Genomic DNA, 14074 nt, shown 5'->3' on the forward strand with positions numbered 1-14074 from the left:
TCCTCTGAATGGATGAAGGGGCGCTTCATTGGCGAGCGCCCTCTTGGCAGCAAGGCGGCGGCGATGCCGCCCGGGCGGATCAGCCGGCCAGCAAGGCGGCGCGGTCGACCGTGTAGTTCTGCGGGCCCGAGACAGCGATCTTGAGCGCGCCCATGCGGTTGGCCAGGCCCACCGACTTGACCAGGTCCCAGCCATTGGACAGGCCGTACAGCAGGCCGCCACGGAAGGCATCGCCACAGCCGGTGGGGTCGACCACGGCAGCAGCCTTGACGCCCGCCACGTGGGTCTTTTCGCCCTGGATGTAGACGTTGCAGCCCTCGGCGCCCAAGGTCTCGATCAGGCCCTTGAGGTGTGACTTGGAGATGTCGGCCAGGCTTTGGCCGGTGCGGTCGGCCAGCATCTTGCCTTCGTAGTCGTTGACGGCCACCCAACTGGCCTGGCTCACGAAGCGCTTCAGGTCGTCGCCATCGAACATCGGCAGGCCCTGGCCTGGGTCGAACACGAAGGGGATCTTGGCGGCGGCCAGTTGCTCGGCGTGCTGGATCATGGCGTCGCGGCCATCGGGGCCGATGATCGCCAGTTGCACCTTGGGATCGGGCTTGATCTTCAGTTGCGCGGCGTATTGCATGGCGCCAGGGTGGAAAGCCGTGATCTGGTTGTTGTCCTTGTCGGTGATGATGATGGCCTGGGCGGTGTGGCTGTCGGTCACGGTCAGCACGTGCTCCAGGCTGATGCCCCATTGCTGCATGCGGTCGCGGTAGGGGGCGCCATCGACGCCGAGCGCGGCCATGACCAAGGGCTTGCCGCCCAACTGCTGCAGGCCATAGGCGATGTTGCCGGCCACGCCGCCGAACTCGCGCTTGAGCGTGGGCACCAGGAACGACACGTTCAGGATGTGCAGCTGGTCGGGCAGGATTTGCTGCGCGAAGCGGCCGTCGAAGGTGCTGATGGTGTCAAAGGCCAGCGAGCCGCAGATCAGAACGGACATGTTTGAAAATCCTCAGGGGTAAAAGAGCTCGGCGGTGTAGCCCGCCAGTTTCAGGTTAGGCGCCTGGAGGCGCCATTGCAAAGTGGTGCTGCGGTCAGCCGGGGCCGCCACGGGCAGGGGGCCGGCGGCCACCTCGGGATCGGCTTTGGCATCGGCGCTGTCGACCCATTGGGCATCGCGCGGTGAGAACGCCCGGCGGGCCACGATAGCGCCATTGGTGTCGGTCAAGGTCAGGTCGATATCAGGCCAGGCCAGGCCGATGGAGGCGCGGTTGTGCACCACCACCACCAGGCGGTAGGTGTCGGGCCCTTCGGAGCTGGTGCGCACCAGGGTTGCACTTTCCACCTGCAGGCTGTCGATGCCCAGGGGCGCTTCGATCTTGCAGTCCATGGCCTCGCACCACTGGGCCAGGTAAGGCCGCGCTTCGGGGTAGTGGGCGGCCAATGTGTTGCGGAACTGGTGGGCGGCCTGCAAGGCCAGCGTGGCGACCAAGGCCAGGCTGATCAGCGACAGGACGGTGCGGGTGGCGGGATGCCGCCAGAACGCGCGGCGCTGTGCACGGCGCAAGAACTCGGGGGTTTTGGCGGCCGGGTCGCGGCCGCGGGTGCCAGGGCGGCCTTTGCGCTGGCTGGGTGGCTTGAGGGCCTGTTCGGGCACGAAGTCTTCTCCCAGGCGGGAGGGCGGCGCGTCGTCTTCGCTGGGGGCACCAAGCTTTGCCGCGATGACGGCCGAAGGCGGGGCGGCCACTGGCGGTGCCACGGGGGCTGGGGCAGGCTCGTCCATGTAGGGCGTGGACGAAGGGCCGAAGTCGGAAGCCCAGTCATCCTGGATCTCGCCCAGTGCATCGGTGGGGAACTCTGCATCCGCGAAATCGGGGCCACGGCGGCGACGGCGACGCTGGGGTCGCTCTGTCTCCGAGGGCATCAGGTAGCGGGAATCGAGCGCATCCGATTCGTCGGTGACCGGCAGGTTGCTCGGCAGGAACTCAGGCGGGCTGGGCGCTTCAGCTTGCTGCGCATAGGATTCGAACGACCGGGGCGGCGGCTCGGGCTGTCCGGGCATGGCCACCGAGGTGTCCAGCTCGAAATCCGTGGCCGACAGCAGATCGTCGATCGCCGCATGCGGCGCGATGTTGTCATCCAGCGCGAAATCGTTCTGCTCGATGTGCGGCGCGGGCGAGGTGCTGGGCCAGGTCGAATCCTGCGTGTCGGGCACCGGATCAGGCGTTGATGGCGTGAACGCAGCGGGTGGCTCGGGCGGGCGCGGTGGTGCGGAGGCGGGCCGTTGGGGAGGCGGGTCGCGGTCCAGGTCGAACAGGCCGGGCAAGGCGTTGAAGACCTCGTTGCAGCGGCCGCAACGCACCCAGCCTTCGGAGACCTTCAATTGGTCTTGCACGACCTTGAAGATCGTTCCGCAGTGGGTGCATCGGGTGGCCAGGCTCATGGCGCTGGATGATGCCACGAGCCGAGGGCTGTTCCGCCCCCGGTTAGCCCTTGTGAAGGGCGCCGCGCGGTCAGAGGCCCTTCAACTTCAGGCGCGCGGCCTGCTGCACGTAGAACGCCACCGGGTCTGGCGCACCCTTGCCGATCAGGCCAAAGGTCTGGTTGACCTCATCGAGGTGGTTCCAGGGATAGTCGTCACGCAGGACCTTGCCCCAATGCGTGGCACAGACGGTGACCAGGCCATCGCTGGGCACGGTGGTCTCTTTCAGGATGCCATCCAGCGGATCCCAGGCATTGGTCTTGGCCTGGTTGCCCGTGGCCGAGTAATAGTGGATGCCGTTGCTGGCCAGCTCGGGGCCTTGGCCGCAGGGCTGCGTGGGCGCACCGGCCGGAAAGCGTGCGTTGAAGGCGGCGGTGTCCGACGCCCATGCCGCCAGGGCGGCCGGGTCTTGCGGCAGCTTGTCCGAGCCTGACAGCCAGTCGATGAGCGCGCCCGCCGAAGAGAACAAGCCCGGCTGCGTCGACAGCAATTGCATGATGCCGTCTGGCGGCAGCGACGTATCGATCACGTGCGGGCTGCCCACGGAGGTGACGCTGGCGACCAGGCCGGGCGCCACGCCGGCCGCATAGCGGGCGGTCGGGCCACCCTGGCTGTGGCCGATCAGGTTGAATTTGCTGTAGCCCTTGGCGGCCTGCCAGGACTTGAGTTGCTGCAGCAGTTGTTCGCCGCGCACATCGTTGTCGTTGACGGCCGACACCTTCGCCACCAACACGGTTGCGCCCGATTTGCGCAGTGCGTCGGTGATCTGGTACCAGTAGTCGACGCCCAGGATGCTGTCAAAGCCCATCAGGCCATGCACGAGCACGATCGGGTAGCGGGTCTGCGCCTCTTTGCTGGCCACGGTGGTGGCCGCTTGCGCGCCCATGGGGGCGGCAAGGGCGATGCTCAGGGCAGCTAAAGACAGTGCGGCAAGGCGTTGCAAACGGTGGGACATGGTGGTCTCGCTTGATTGTTGTGGAATATAACAATCATCGCGGACCAGGACAGACCACGCATCCCTGAAGACCCTAGCTTCGGAAGCTACGCTCCCCCGGATTTGCGGGTGGCCGTCATCAGGATCCAGCCATCGTCTTCATCGGCCACGCTCAGTTGCAGGCCGACGGCCGCGTACGCCTCTTTCAACTCCGCCTCTTGCCGGGCCAGGATGCCGGCCATGACGATGTGGCCTCCTGGTGCCACGTGGCCCGACAGCAGCGGCGACAGCAGTTTCAACGGCGTGGCCAGGATGTTGGCCAGCACCACGGGGTAGGCCGCCTGCGCTTCGCCCACCAGGTCGGGCAGGCCGGTGTTGAGCTTGACGTCGACGTTCTTGAGGTTGACCTCGGCATTGGCCAGGGTTGACTCCACGGCGGCGGGATCGATGTCGACCGCGTCCACCGCGGCGGCGCCATGCAATGCAGCGCCAATCGCCAAGATGCCCGAGCCGCAACCATAGTCCAGCACACGCTGGCCTTGCAGGGCCTCTGGATGGCGGGCAATCCACTTCAGGCACATGCGCGTGGTCGGATGGGTGCCGGTGCCAAAGGCCAGGCCCGGGTCCAGGCGGATCACGGTCTTGGCTTGCGCGGGCACCTCGTGCCACGTGGGTACGATCCAGAAGTCGTCGGTCACGGGCACGGGCGCGAACTGCGACTGCGTCAGGCGCACCCAGTCCTGGTCTTCCACTTCTTGAATGCCTTGCACGTGGATGTCGGTGGCCCAGTCTTGCGCCAGGATCAGGGTCACGGCTTCCAGCGCTTGCGCCTCGTTGGGGAACAGCGACTTGACGGTCGACCGCTCCCAGGCTTCGCGCTCCACCGGCATGCCGGGCTCGCCCCACAGGGCCTCTTCGCGCTCCGTGTCGGCGTCAAAGTCTTCCACTGACACCGACAGGGCTTCGAGTTCGATCAGGGCGTCGCTGAGGATGTCGACCTGGGCCTCGGCGGCCAGCAGGGTGAGTTCATGCATGGTGTGCTGCTTCTTCGCGGAACAAGGATCATCAGCGCTGCTTGCGCGCCGCCATCCAGTGTTCAAGGTAATGGATGTCGGTGCCGCCTTCAACGAACTTGGCGTCGACCATCAACTCGCGGTGCAGCGGGATGTTGGTCTGGATGCCTTCGATCACGGTCTCGGACAAGGCCGTGCGCATGCGGGCCAAGGCCTGCTCGCGGGTGTCGCCGTGCACGATGATCTTGCCGATCATCGAGTCGTAATTGGGCGGCACGAAGTAGCCCGCGTAGATGTGCGAATCGACGCGCACGCCAGGTCCGCCGGGCGGGTGCCAGGTGGTGATGCGGCCCGGTGAGGGCACGAACTTGACCGGGTCTTCGGCGTTGATGCGGCACTCGATGGCGTGGCCGCGCTGCGTGATCTGCTTTTGCGTGAAGGGCAGCTTTTCGCCGGCCGCCACACGGATCTGCATCTGCACGATGTCGATGCCGCTGACCCATTCGGTGACGGGGTGCTCGACCTGCACGCGCGTGTTCATCTCGATGAAGTAGAACTCGCCGTTCTCGTAAAGGAACTCGAAGGTGCCTGCGCCGCGGTAGCCGATCTTGCGGCAGGCGGCGGCGCAACGGTCGCCGATCTTCTCGATGGCGCGGCGGGGGATGCCCGGTGCCGGCGCCTCTTCAATGATCTTTTGATGGCGGCGTTGCATCGAGCAATCACGCTCGCCCAGCCAGACCGCAGCCTTGAACTGGTCGGCCATGATCTGGATTTCGATGTGGCGCGGGTGCTCCAGGAACTTTTCCATGTAGACCGCCGGGTTGCCAAAGGCGGCGCCCGCTTCGGCCTTGGTGGTCTGCACCGCGTGGATGAGCGCCGCCTCGGTGTGGACCACGCGCATGCCGCGGCCACCGCCACCACCCGCCGCCTTGATGATGACGGGGTAGCCGATGGCCCGCGCGATGCGGATGATTTCCTTGTTGTCGTCGGGCAGGGCGCCTTCGGAGCCGGGCACGCAAGGCACGCCTGACTTGATCATGGCCTGCTTGGCCGAGACCTTGTCGCCCATGATGCGGATGCATTCAGGCGTGGGGCCGATGAAGACGAAGCCACTTTGTTCGACGCGCTCGGCGAAATCGGCGTTCTCCGACAGAAAGCCGTAGCCGGGGTGGATGGCTTCGGCATCGGTCACCTCGGCCGCCGAGATGATCGAGGGCATGTGCAGGTAGCTCTGCGCGGAGGGGGCGGGCCCGATGCACACGGCCTCGTCGGCCAGCTTGACGTACTTGGCTTCGCGGTCGGCCTCAGAATAGACCACGACCGACTTGATGCCCATCTCGCGGCACGCACGCTGGATGCGCAGTGCGATCTCGCCACGGTTGGCGATCAGTATTTTCTTGAACATGGGAACCCGCCTTATTCGATGACGAACAAGGGTTGGCCGTATTCCACCGGCTGGCCGTTTTCAACCAGGATCTTGGTGACGGTGCCCGCGACGTCCGTCTCGATCTCGTTCATGATCTTCATGGCTTCGATGATGCAGATGGCCTGACCTTCCTTGACTTGGTCGCCCACTTCGGCAAACGCCTTGGCGCCTGGGCTGGACGAGCGGTAGAAGGTGCCCACCATGGGTGACTTGACAACGTGGCCGGTTTCTTCCGGCACTTCGGCCACGACCGGGGCGGCGGCCACGGCGGGTGCCGCGGCGACCGGCTGAGGCTGCTGTGCCTGCATGGGCTGCTGCATCATCACCACCGGGGCGGCGCCCGCTTTCACGATGCGGACTTTGCCATCAGCCTCGGTGATTTCCAGTTCAGAGACGTTGGACTCCGAGACGAGGTCGATGAGGGTTTTCAGTTTGCGCAAGTCCATGATCTGCGATCTCCAGCAAGTCGGTCGAGCAAAAGCTCAGGGATGTGGGGGTGCGGGGCTGTTGCTCAGCCGCGAGGAGGGGCGTTTGTCAGGCGTTCCAGGGCCGCGTCAACGGCCAACTGGTAGCCCAGCACGCCCAGCCCGACGATGACGCCTTCGGCGATGTCGGAAAAGTAGGAGTGTTGGCGAAAGGGCTCGCGCCGGTGCACATTGGACAGGTGCACTTCGATGAAAGGCAGGGCCACGCCGGCCAGGGCATCACGCAAGGCAATGCTGGTGTGGGTGTAGGCACCGGGGTTGATGACGATGAAGCGGGTGCCGTCCTGGCGTGCAGCGTGCACCCGGTCGATCAGCGCCCCTTCATGGTTGCTTTGAAAGGCCGACAGCGACGCCCCGCGAGCGGCGGCGTGCTGGGTCAAGCCTGTGTTGATCTGCTCCAGGGTGGTGGTCCCGTAGACCTGCGGCTCACGTGTGCCCAGCAGGTTCAGATTGGGACCATGGAGAACAAGAATCTGCATGCGTCGTTGACCTAGGGGGTGAGCCTTCGGTCAAGAAAATGAAAGTAAACGTATTTTACGCGCAATTGGCATCAAAACCCTGGATCCCCCTTGATCGGGGCGGGTTGCCTCTGCCAAAGCGTCAGGCCACGAAGGCTTTGGCCCAGGCGGCCAGTTCGTCAAAATTGGTGGCGCCCATCCTGCGCTGGCGGATGCCGCCCTGGGCGTCGATCAACACCGAGAAGGGCAGGCCGCCCGCAGTATTACCCAGTTCCTGGGCCAATTCAGTGCCCCCCAATCCGGCCAGGCCAATCTGGAATGCCACCGGTTTTTTGGCCAGGAAGCCTTTGACCGGCGTGGGGCTGTCGACCGCCAGGCCCAGCACGTTCCAGCCCTGGCCGCTGAACTCGCGGTGAAAGCGGTCAAGCTCGGGCATCTCTTTGACGCAAGGCGGACACCACGTGGCCCAGAAATTGATCAGCAAAGGGCGGCCTTGCAGGCTGGACAAGGCCAGGGCCGGGCCGCTGGGGGTGTCGAACTGGCGGGCCCAGAAATCGGCGGGCACCGGGTCGCCCGCGAGCGTTTGGCCGGCACCACCGGTGGACACGGAGGTTTGGCGCTTCAAGGCCCACCAGGTGCCACCGGCCGCCGCGGCCAGGCCGACGCCGGCCAGGAGGGCGCGGCGGGTGTTTTGTCGAGAATCAGCGGTCATGGTGAGGGCGTGTTGTCTAGCAGGGCACGCAGGGCTTGCAGGTCGCCCCGCTCCGTCTTGCCCTTGGCGTCGCTTTTGAGGGCGCCGCGCAGGTCGTCGTAATCCAGGATGGTCAGGTGCAGGCCGATGGGCTCGCCCAGTTCGGGGCAATCCACGGTCAGGCTCAGGCAGTCGACCTGGTCGCCTCGGGGGCCGGGCACGCTGCCCACATCGTAGTCCATGCCCTTGTTGAGCAAGGCAATCTCGGCGGACTTGGAATCGTCGCAGTAAAGCTGCAGGTGGATGTCGTTCAGGCGGGTGGCGGTGCCGCGCCAGATGGCGCCGCTCAGGTGGGGGCGGAACTCTTGCAGGCGTTCCATCCAGAGGGCAGCCAGGCGGCGCAGGGCGAGCAGTTCGCCCGGCTGGGTCTCGGCGCAGAACACGGCCAGGTATTCGAAGACGGCCGCCTCCATCAGGTCGTTGTCGGGCAAATCGCCCCGGCTACTCAGGCCCAGTTGCTTGGCGGCGCGGCGTTTGGCGGGACCGTAGTCCAGGCCTTCTTCCACCACCAGGCGGGCCGCGGTGGCGGCAATTTCATCGGCAGGGGTGCGGTGGCTCAGGTCCATCAGGCTGCTTTCACATGCACGCGCAGGCTGTTGAGGGCCGCGTTGCCGCTGATCTGGTCGGTCAACTGGTCGTCGGTCAGGTCGTTCAGGCTGACGCCAGCGTGCTGCGAGGCCACGCCCAGCTTGACGCCCTGGCGGCCGTGGCCCCAGCCGTGCGGCAGGCTGACCACGCCGGGCCGGATGTCCGGGGTGATGAAAACCGGGGCGTCAACCTGGCCCACGCGCGAGGTGATCTGCACGGTCTGGCCTTCGCTCAAGCCCCGTTGGGCGGCATCGTCGGTGTGCATCCACAGCACGCAGCGGGCTTTGCCGGACACCAGGCGTTCGCTGTTGTGCATCCAGGAGTTGTTGCTGCGCACATCTCGCCGGCCGATCAGGGTCAGGGCGCTGGGGTCGGCGCGATCGTTGCACATCCGGTTGGCCAGTTGGGGCAACTCGTCGGCGATCGCCTTGGGCAGCAAGGCAATGTGGCGTCCTTTTTTGGCCAGACTTTGCGACAGGCCAGGGCGCAAGGGGCCCAGGTCGATGCCTTGCGGAGCGGCGCGCAACTGCTTCATGCGCAGCGGGTAAGCGCCTTTGCGCAAGCCCAGGGTCAGCAATTGGTCGGGCCGCAGCCGGCTCATGGCCGAGCGCGTGAGCATGCCCTTCAGACGCTGCATGGTGCCGCCGCGCTCCAAGGCCCAGGCATGTTGCGCATAGCGCTTCGCCAAGCCAGCGTAGATCTCCCAATCGTGCAGGGCGCCATCGGGTTTGGGCAAGATGGCAGGGCTGTAACGGGCCACGTTGCGCACCGCGAAGTGCATGAAGATCAGGTCGTAGTGGTCGTGCTCGACAAAGCAGGTGGGTGGCAGGATGACGTCGGCGTGGCGCGTGGTCTCGTTGATGTAGAAATCAACCGAGACCATGAAATCGAGTTGCGACAGGGCCTGGTCCAGTTGCTGGCCATTGGGGGTGGACAGCACCGGGTTGCCGCAAGAAGTGACCATGGCGCGGATCTGGCCCGGCCCGGGGGTGAGGATTTCTTCGGCCAGCACCGACACAGGCAGCTCGCCGCCAAACTCCGGCGCCTTGCGCACGCGGCTGCGCCAGGCGCCCACATGGCCGGGGCCGATCAGGCCGGTCTTGACCAGGTCAATGGCCGGGTGGGTGACCAGGGTGCCGCCTTCCTTGTCCAGGTTGCCAGTCAGGATGTTGATCACCTGGATGGCCCATTGGCAGACCACCCCATTGACCTGGGTCGACACGCCCATGCGGCCATAGCAGACGCCCGATTCGGCCTGCGCCAGCTCGCGCGTGAGGCGCCGCGTGGTGTCGGCGTCGATGCCCGAGGTGGCGGCCGTGGCTTCGGGCGTGAAGGCCGCCACGGCTTGTTTCAACTCATCCAGGCCCTTGATCAAACCTTGCAGATGACGGGGCTTGGCCAGCGATTCGTTCAGCAGCACATGGACCATGGCCAGCAGGAAGGCCGCGTCGCCACTGGGTTTGATGGCCAGGTGCTCATCGGCGATGGCGGCGGTTTCGGTGCGGCGTGGGTCGATGACGACCAGCTTGCCTCCGCGGGCCTGCAAGGCCTTCAGGCGCTTGCGCACATCGGGCACGGTCATGATGCTGCCGTTGGAGGCCAGCGGGTTGCCGCCCAGCATGATCATGTACTGGGTGCGGTCGATGTCGGGTATGGGCAGCAGGAACTGGTGCCCGTACAACCAGTACGAAGTAAGGTGGTGCGGCAGTTGATCAACCGAGGTGGCCGAGAAGCGGTTGCGCGTCTTGAGTTGGCCCATGAACAAGGGTCCGTGCGTGATGTTGCCCCAGTTGTGCACGGTGGGGTTGCCCTGGTAGATGCCCACGGCGTTGTTGCCATGCTGCTGGCGCACCTCCACCAGCTTGCACGCGACCAGGTCAAAGGCCTGGTCCCACGAGATCTCGACCCATTGCGCATCGGCCCCCTGGCCCACGCGGCGCACCGGGCGGCGCAGGCGGTCGGGGTCTTCATGCACGTCTTTCAGGGCCACGGCCTTGGGGCAGATGTGGCCGCGTGAGAACGGATCGGCGTCGTTGCCTTTGATGGAGACGATGCGCTCACCCTGCACCTGGAAGGTCAGGCCGCAGATGGCCTCACAGAGGTTGCACACCCCTTGGTGTGTTTCGATGGGGCCATCGCTGGAAGCGGAAGGGCTGTGCGACATCGGTGGCATCAAGAGTGGGTGGAAAAGTGATGGTAGCGGATCGCGCCGGGCTTAGCCAATTGCTTTGGCGGCATGGGCCAAAGCCTGCGCCTCGTCCTCGGCCTGCGACAAACGGTGGGTCAGCCATGGCCCGGGGGCTGCGTTGGCGGGCGGTAGCTCGTGAACGACTTCGGGGGGGCAGGCATGGGGCGTGGTCGCTGGTGAGCCGTCGGGCGGTGCCTGCAAGCTCAGCAGTGATTCCAGCCTCTGTTCGGTGTGCCGCAAGGCCGGTTGAATCAACGCCGGGTCGAGTTCGCCTTGCCGCATGGTCAGCAAACCCTTGATGCCCGCCAGGTGGCTGATCAAGCGGTGGCTGCGGATCAGCACGGTTTCCAGCTCGACATCCCAGGCGCGCGCCCGTTTGGGCTCTTTCTTCATGCGCTCCAGGGCCTGGGCCAGCAACCACAACACGTCGTAGACCTCGCGGCGGGCGTGGCCACGCTGGTGGGATTGGGCATGGCTTTGGTGCCAGCGCAGCACATGGTGGGCGTATTTGGCCTGGGCGGTGAGCAGACGGCGCACCAGGGCGGGCAAGCGCCCTTGTTCCCACGAGGGCAGCACGTAGCTGAAGGCCCAGGCCAGGCCGGCGCCGATCAAGGTGTCGGCCAGGCGCTCGCCCGCCACGAACAACGCGGGCTGGTGGCTGGGCGTGAACAGGTGAGCCTGCAGCAGCGCCAGCAGCGCGCCGGACGCGGCGGTGACGCGGTAATTGAGCTGCACATACCCATGGGCCAGGCTGAGCGACAGCGCCAGCACGGCGAACAGCCAGGCCGCGGCCGGGTTCAACCACAGCAGCGCCGAGGCCAGCACACAGCCCACCAAGGTGCCCAGGATGCGGGCATCGCGCCGGGCCAGTGTCTGTTCAAGGTTGCCGCGCATGACCACGGCCACGGTCATCAGCAGCCAGTGCGGGTGGCTGGTCCAGGGCAGCCAATGTGCCAGCGCGTCGGCGCAACCCATGGCGATGGTGGCGCGCAGGGCATGACGCAGCACAGGCGATTGCCAGTTCAATTGAGCGCGCAAAGGGGCCAGCGTCCAGTCGGTGGGTGAAACCAAGGTCAGCAGCACGGCCGGGTTCATGGGCAGGGGCTGGCTGGTCTTGACGAGGCTGCCTGCGATGTCCTGTCCGATATGGACCATGTGCAGGGCGCGCCGACCCAGCGAGATCAGTCGCGCATCGTGTTCTGGCCAGGGCGTCTGCAAGAGGGGCTCGGGGCCGGGCAGCCGGGTGTTGTTGCGCAAGGCCAAGGCCATGGCGTCCAGGTGATCCGCTTGGTGAACGAGTGTCTGGGCCAGCACCTGCAGGCTGCGTTGCGCGTGGGCATCGGCCGGCAGGCTGTCGAGGTCGAGCTGGCAGGCCAGGACCACGTCGCGCAGGTTGACAATGTGGAACAGCGCTGAGGTGAGCCGCAAGGTGCGGCTGCCTGGTGGGGCCTTGGCGGCCTGGCTGTAGAGCAGGTCGCGTGCGCTCTGGAAGACGTCGGCGATGGCGGCTTGTTGGCGCACCATGGGCAGCAACGTGGTCTTGGGCCCGCTCGGTGCCTGTCCGAACTGGGTGGTCCAGGCGGCTTGCGTGCGCATCAGTTGCGCCAGGGCGTTCAGGCTGTCGACCAGGGCCAGTGTGCGGTAGCGGCCGGCCAGCACCATGGCACTCAGGTGTGACCACAAGGCCAGGCTGAGCGCGCCCACCGTGACCCAGGCCAGGTGCTGCCAGCTGGCCTGCGCATTCATCGGGTGGCCCGCGTAGGCTGCCATCTGGAAGACCAGGGACAGCACCATCGCGAAGGTCTGCGGGCCGCCACGCTTGCCCCAGGCGTTCCACATCACGCCGGTGAAGCTGACGAGCAGCACGCAGGCGCTCAAGGCCCAGAGGTGCGCGTGGGTCAGTGCAACGAGTGCCGCCACCAGCACGCTGCCGATCACGGCCGGCACCATCTGCGCCGTTTTGGCACGCGGGGTGGACACGGTGTCGGCCACGCTGGCTGCCGCCGCGCCCGATGAGGCCGCCACCGCCGCGGGCATGCCGCCCACGCTGGCCACCAAGGCCGTGATCACCGCCAGGCTCACCCCCACGCTCGCACCATTGAGCAGCGGCGCCGGCAAGCGCCAGGGGAAAGGGATGGCGCGTGCGGGGATCACGCCGTGTCGTGCGTCAGACTTCGCGACGCAGGGCGGGGAAGAGGATGATGTCGCGGATGTTGGCCGCGTCGGTCAGCAGCATGATCAGGCGGTCGATGCCGATGCCGCAACCGCCGGTGGGCGGCAGGCCGTGTTCCAGCGCGCGGATGTAGTCGGCGTCGAAGTACATGGCTTCCTCGTCGCCGGCATCCTTGGCGCTGGCTTGCGCGGCGAAGCGGGCGGCCTGCTCTTCGGGGTCGTTCAACTCACTGAAGCCGTTGCCGAACTCGCGGCCGGTGATGAACAGCTCGAAGCGCTCGGTGATGGCCGGGTTGGTGTCCGAGGCGCGCGCCAGGGGCGAGACCTCGACGGGGTAGTCGATGATGAAGGTGGGTTGCCAGAGCTTTTCTTCGACGAAGGCTTCGAACATGGCGAACTGCAGTTCGGCCAGGCTGCGGTGGGCCGGGGCTTCTTCGCCATGGGCCTTGAGCCTGGCGCGCAGCACTTGCGCATCATCGGCCTCTTGCGAGGTCAAGCCGGCGTGGGCCACCAGCGAATCGCGCACGCTCAAGCGGGCAAAGGGCGCCTCCAGATCAACCGGGTGGCCGCCGTAGCTCAGCTGCGTGGTCCCTGCGGCGGCGCGCGCGGCGTGGCGCAGCACCTCTTCGGTGAAGTCCATCAGGTCGCGGTGGTCCCAGTAGGCCGCGTAGAACTCCATCATCGTGAACTCGGGGTTGTGCCGCACGGACACGCCCTCGTTGCGGAAGTTGCGGTTGATCTCGAACACGCGCTCGAAACCGCCCACCACCAGGCGCTTCAAATACAGCTCAGGGGCGATGCGCAGGAACATCTCCTGATCCAGCGCGTTGTGGTGCGTGGTGAATGGCTTGGCGTTGGCACCGCCGGGGATGGGGTGCAGCATGGGCGTCTCGACCTCCAGGAAGCCCTGGTCGACCATGAACTGGCGGATGGCCGAGATGGCGTTGCTGCGGGCCTTGAAGCGGGCGCGCGATGACTCGTCCATGATCAGGTCGACGTAGCGCTGGCGGTACTTCATCTCCTGGTCGGTCATGCCGTGGAACTTGTCCGGCAGGGGACGCAGGGATTTGGTCAGCAGGCGGATGCTGCTGGCCTTGACCGACAGCTCGCCGGTCTTGGTCTTGAACAGCGTGCCTTCCACGCCCAGGATGTCGCCCAGGTCCCAGTGCTTGAAGGCGTTCAACACCTCGGCGCCGACAGCGTCGAGCGTGATGTAGGCCTGCATGCGGCCGCTGCCATCTTGCAAGGTGCCAAAACAGGCCTTGCCCATGACGCGCTTGAGCATCAGTCGGCCGGCCAGCTTGACGGCGATGCCTTGCGCTTCCAGCTCGGGGCCTTCGGTGGCGCCGTGCGCGGCGTGCAGGGGCGCGGCGTGGTGCGTGGGCTTGTAGTCGTTGGGGAAGGCGATGCCCTGAGCCCGGATGGCGGCCAGCTTTTCACGGCGCTCGGCCACCAGTTTGTTGGTGTCCACGGGGGCCTCGGCAGCTTGGGCGTGGTTGGCTTCTGGGGCGGCGGGGGCGTTGGGCGTGGTCATAGGGTCAGGGCTTGGGTGAATAGGCGATTGTATGAAACCCTGGCCGCCGGTGGGC

General features: G+C 66.2%; 12 protein-coding genes. All 12 read right to left on the reverse strand.

Going from position 1 to position 14074, the window contains the following annotated elements:
* Positions 1–79: 79 nt before the first annotated feature.
* Complete coding sequence (locus tag LQ232_RS11785) at positions 80–988, reverse strand: carbohydrate kinase family protein (RefSeq protein ID WP_230180507.1); 909 nt, start codon at positions 986–988, stop codon at positions 80–82.
* A 12-nt stretch (positions 989–1000) separates the two neighbouring features.
* A complete protein-coding gene (locus LQ232_RS11790; protein ID WP_230180508.1) occupies positions 1001–2431 on the reverse strand; it encodes a zinc-ribbon and DUF3426 domain-containing protein in 1431 nt (476 codons plus the stop codon).
* Positions 2432–2501: 70 nt separating this feature from the next.
* Positions 2502–3425, reverse strand: coding sequence for a triacylglycerol lipase (locus LQ232_RS11795; RefSeq protein WP_230180509.1), 924 nt, complete (start codon positions 3423–3425; stop codon positions 2502–2504).
* Between the two features lie 86 nt (positions 3426–3511).
* Positions 3512–4438, reverse strand: coding sequence for a 50S ribosomal protein L11 methyltransferase (gene prmA, locus LQ232_RS11800; RefSeq protein ID WP_230180510.1), 927 nt, complete (start codon positions 4436–4438; stop codon positions 3512–3514).
* 31 nt (positions 4439–4469) lie between these two features.
* Positions 4470–5822, reverse strand: a complete 1353-nt coding sequence (accC, locus tag LQ232_RS11805; RefSeq protein ID WP_230180511.1) for an acetyl-CoA carboxylase biotin carboxylase subunit — start codon at positions 5820–5822, stop codon at positions 4470–4472.
* A gap of 11 nt (positions 5823–5833) precedes the next feature.
* Entirely contained in the window at positions 5834–6289 is a 456-nt protein-coding gene (gene accB, locus LQ232_RS11810) for an acetyl-CoA carboxylase biotin carboxyl carrier protein (protein ID WP_230180512.1), read from the reverse strand.
* Between the two features lie 65 nt (positions 6290–6354).
* Positions 6355–6807, reverse strand: a complete 453-nt coding sequence (aroQ, locus tag LQ232_RS11815) for a type II 3-dehydroquinate dehydratase (protein WP_230180513.1) — start codon at positions 6805–6807, stop codon at positions 6355–6357.
* A 121-nt stretch (positions 6808–6928) separates the two neighbouring features.
* Positions 6929–7498, reverse strand: a complete 570-nt coding sequence (locus LQ232_RS11820) for a TlpA disulfide reductase family protein (RefSeq protein WP_230180514.1) — start codon at positions 7496–7498, stop codon at positions 6929–6931.
* Complete coding sequence (locus LQ232_RS11825) at positions 7495–8103, reverse strand: hypothetical protein (RefSeq protein ID WP_230180515.1); 609 nt, start codon at positions 8101–8103, stop codon at positions 7495–7497. The genes LQ232_RS11820 and LQ232_RS11825 overlap by 4 nt, the downstream gene beginning before the upstream one ends.
* Positions 8103–10289, reverse strand: coding sequence for a molybdopterin-dependent oxidoreductase (locus tag LQ232_RS11830; RefSeq protein ID WP_230180516.1), 2187 nt, complete (start codon positions 10287–10289; stop codon positions 8103–8105). Before LQ232_RS11830 ends, LQ232_RS11825 begins: the two co-directional genes overlap by 1 nt.
* Before the next feature lie 51 nt (positions 10290–10340).
* Entirely contained in the window at positions 10341–12467 is a 2127-nt protein-coding gene (locus LQ232_RS11835) for an FUSC family protein (protein WP_230180517.1), read from the reverse strand.
* Between the two features lie 13 nt (positions 12468–12480).
* A complete protein-coding gene (gene lysS, locus LQ232_RS11840; protein ID WP_230180518.1) occupies positions 12481–14019 on the reverse strand; it encodes a lysine--tRNA ligase in 1539 nt (512 codons plus the stop codon).
* Between the last annotated feature and the right edge of the window lie 55 nt (positions 14020–14074).

The sequence above is a fragment of the Aquabacterium sp. CECT 9606 genome (assembly GCF_918741295.1).
Taxonomy (GTDB): domain Bacteria; phylum Pseudomonadota; class Gammaproteobacteria; order Burkholderiales; family Burkholderiaceae_C; genus Aquabacterium.

What these genes read in the sequence shown, in the direction of transcription:
- accB (WP_230180512.1), bottom strand. Translation starts at nt 6,289, where the DNA reads ATGGACTTGCGCAAACTGAAAACCCTCATCGACCTCGTCTCGGAGTCC.
- LQ232_RS11790 (WP_230180508.1), bottom strand. Translation starts at nt 2,431, where the DNA reads ATGAGCCTGGCCACCCGATGCACCCACTGCGGAACGATCTTCAAGGTC.
- lysS (WP_230180518.1), bottom strand. Translation starts at nt 14,019, where the DNA reads ATGACCACGCCCAACGCCCCCGCCGCCCCAGAAGCCAACCACGCCCAA.
- LQ232_RS11820 (WP_230180514.1), bottom strand. Translation starts at nt 7,498, where the DNA reads ATGACCGCTGATTCTCGACAAAACACCCGCCGCGCCCTCCTGGCCGGC.
- LQ232_RS11785 (WP_230180507.1), bottom strand. Translation starts at nt 988, where the DNA reads ATGTCCGTTCTGATCTGCGGCTCGCTGGCCTTTGACACCATCAGCACC.
- LQ232_RS11825 (WP_230180515.1), bottom strand. Translation starts at nt 8,103, where the DNA reads ATGGACCTGAGCCACCGCACCCCTGCCGATGAAATTGCCGCCACCGCG.
- aroQ (WP_230180513.1), bottom strand. Translation starts at nt 6,807, where the DNA reads ATGCAGATTCTTGTTCTCCATGGTCCCAATCTGAACCTGCTGGGCACA.
- accC (WP_230180511.1), bottom strand. Translation starts at nt 5,822, where the DNA reads ATGTTCAAGAAAATACTGATCGCCAACCGTGGCGAGATCGCACTGCGC.
- prmA (WP_230180510.1), bottom strand. Translation starts at nt 4,438, where the DNA reads ATGCATGAACTCACCCTGCTGGCCGCCGAGGCCCAGGTCGACATCCTC.
- LQ232_RS11830 (WP_230180516.1), bottom strand. Translation starts at nt 10,289, where the DNA reads ATGTCGCACAGCCCTTCCGCTTCCAGCGATGGCCCCATCGAAACACAC.
- LQ232_RS11795 (WP_230180509.1), bottom strand. Translation starts at nt 3,425, where the DNA reads ATGTCCCACCGTTTGCAACGCCTTGCCGCACTGTCTTTAGCTGCCCTG.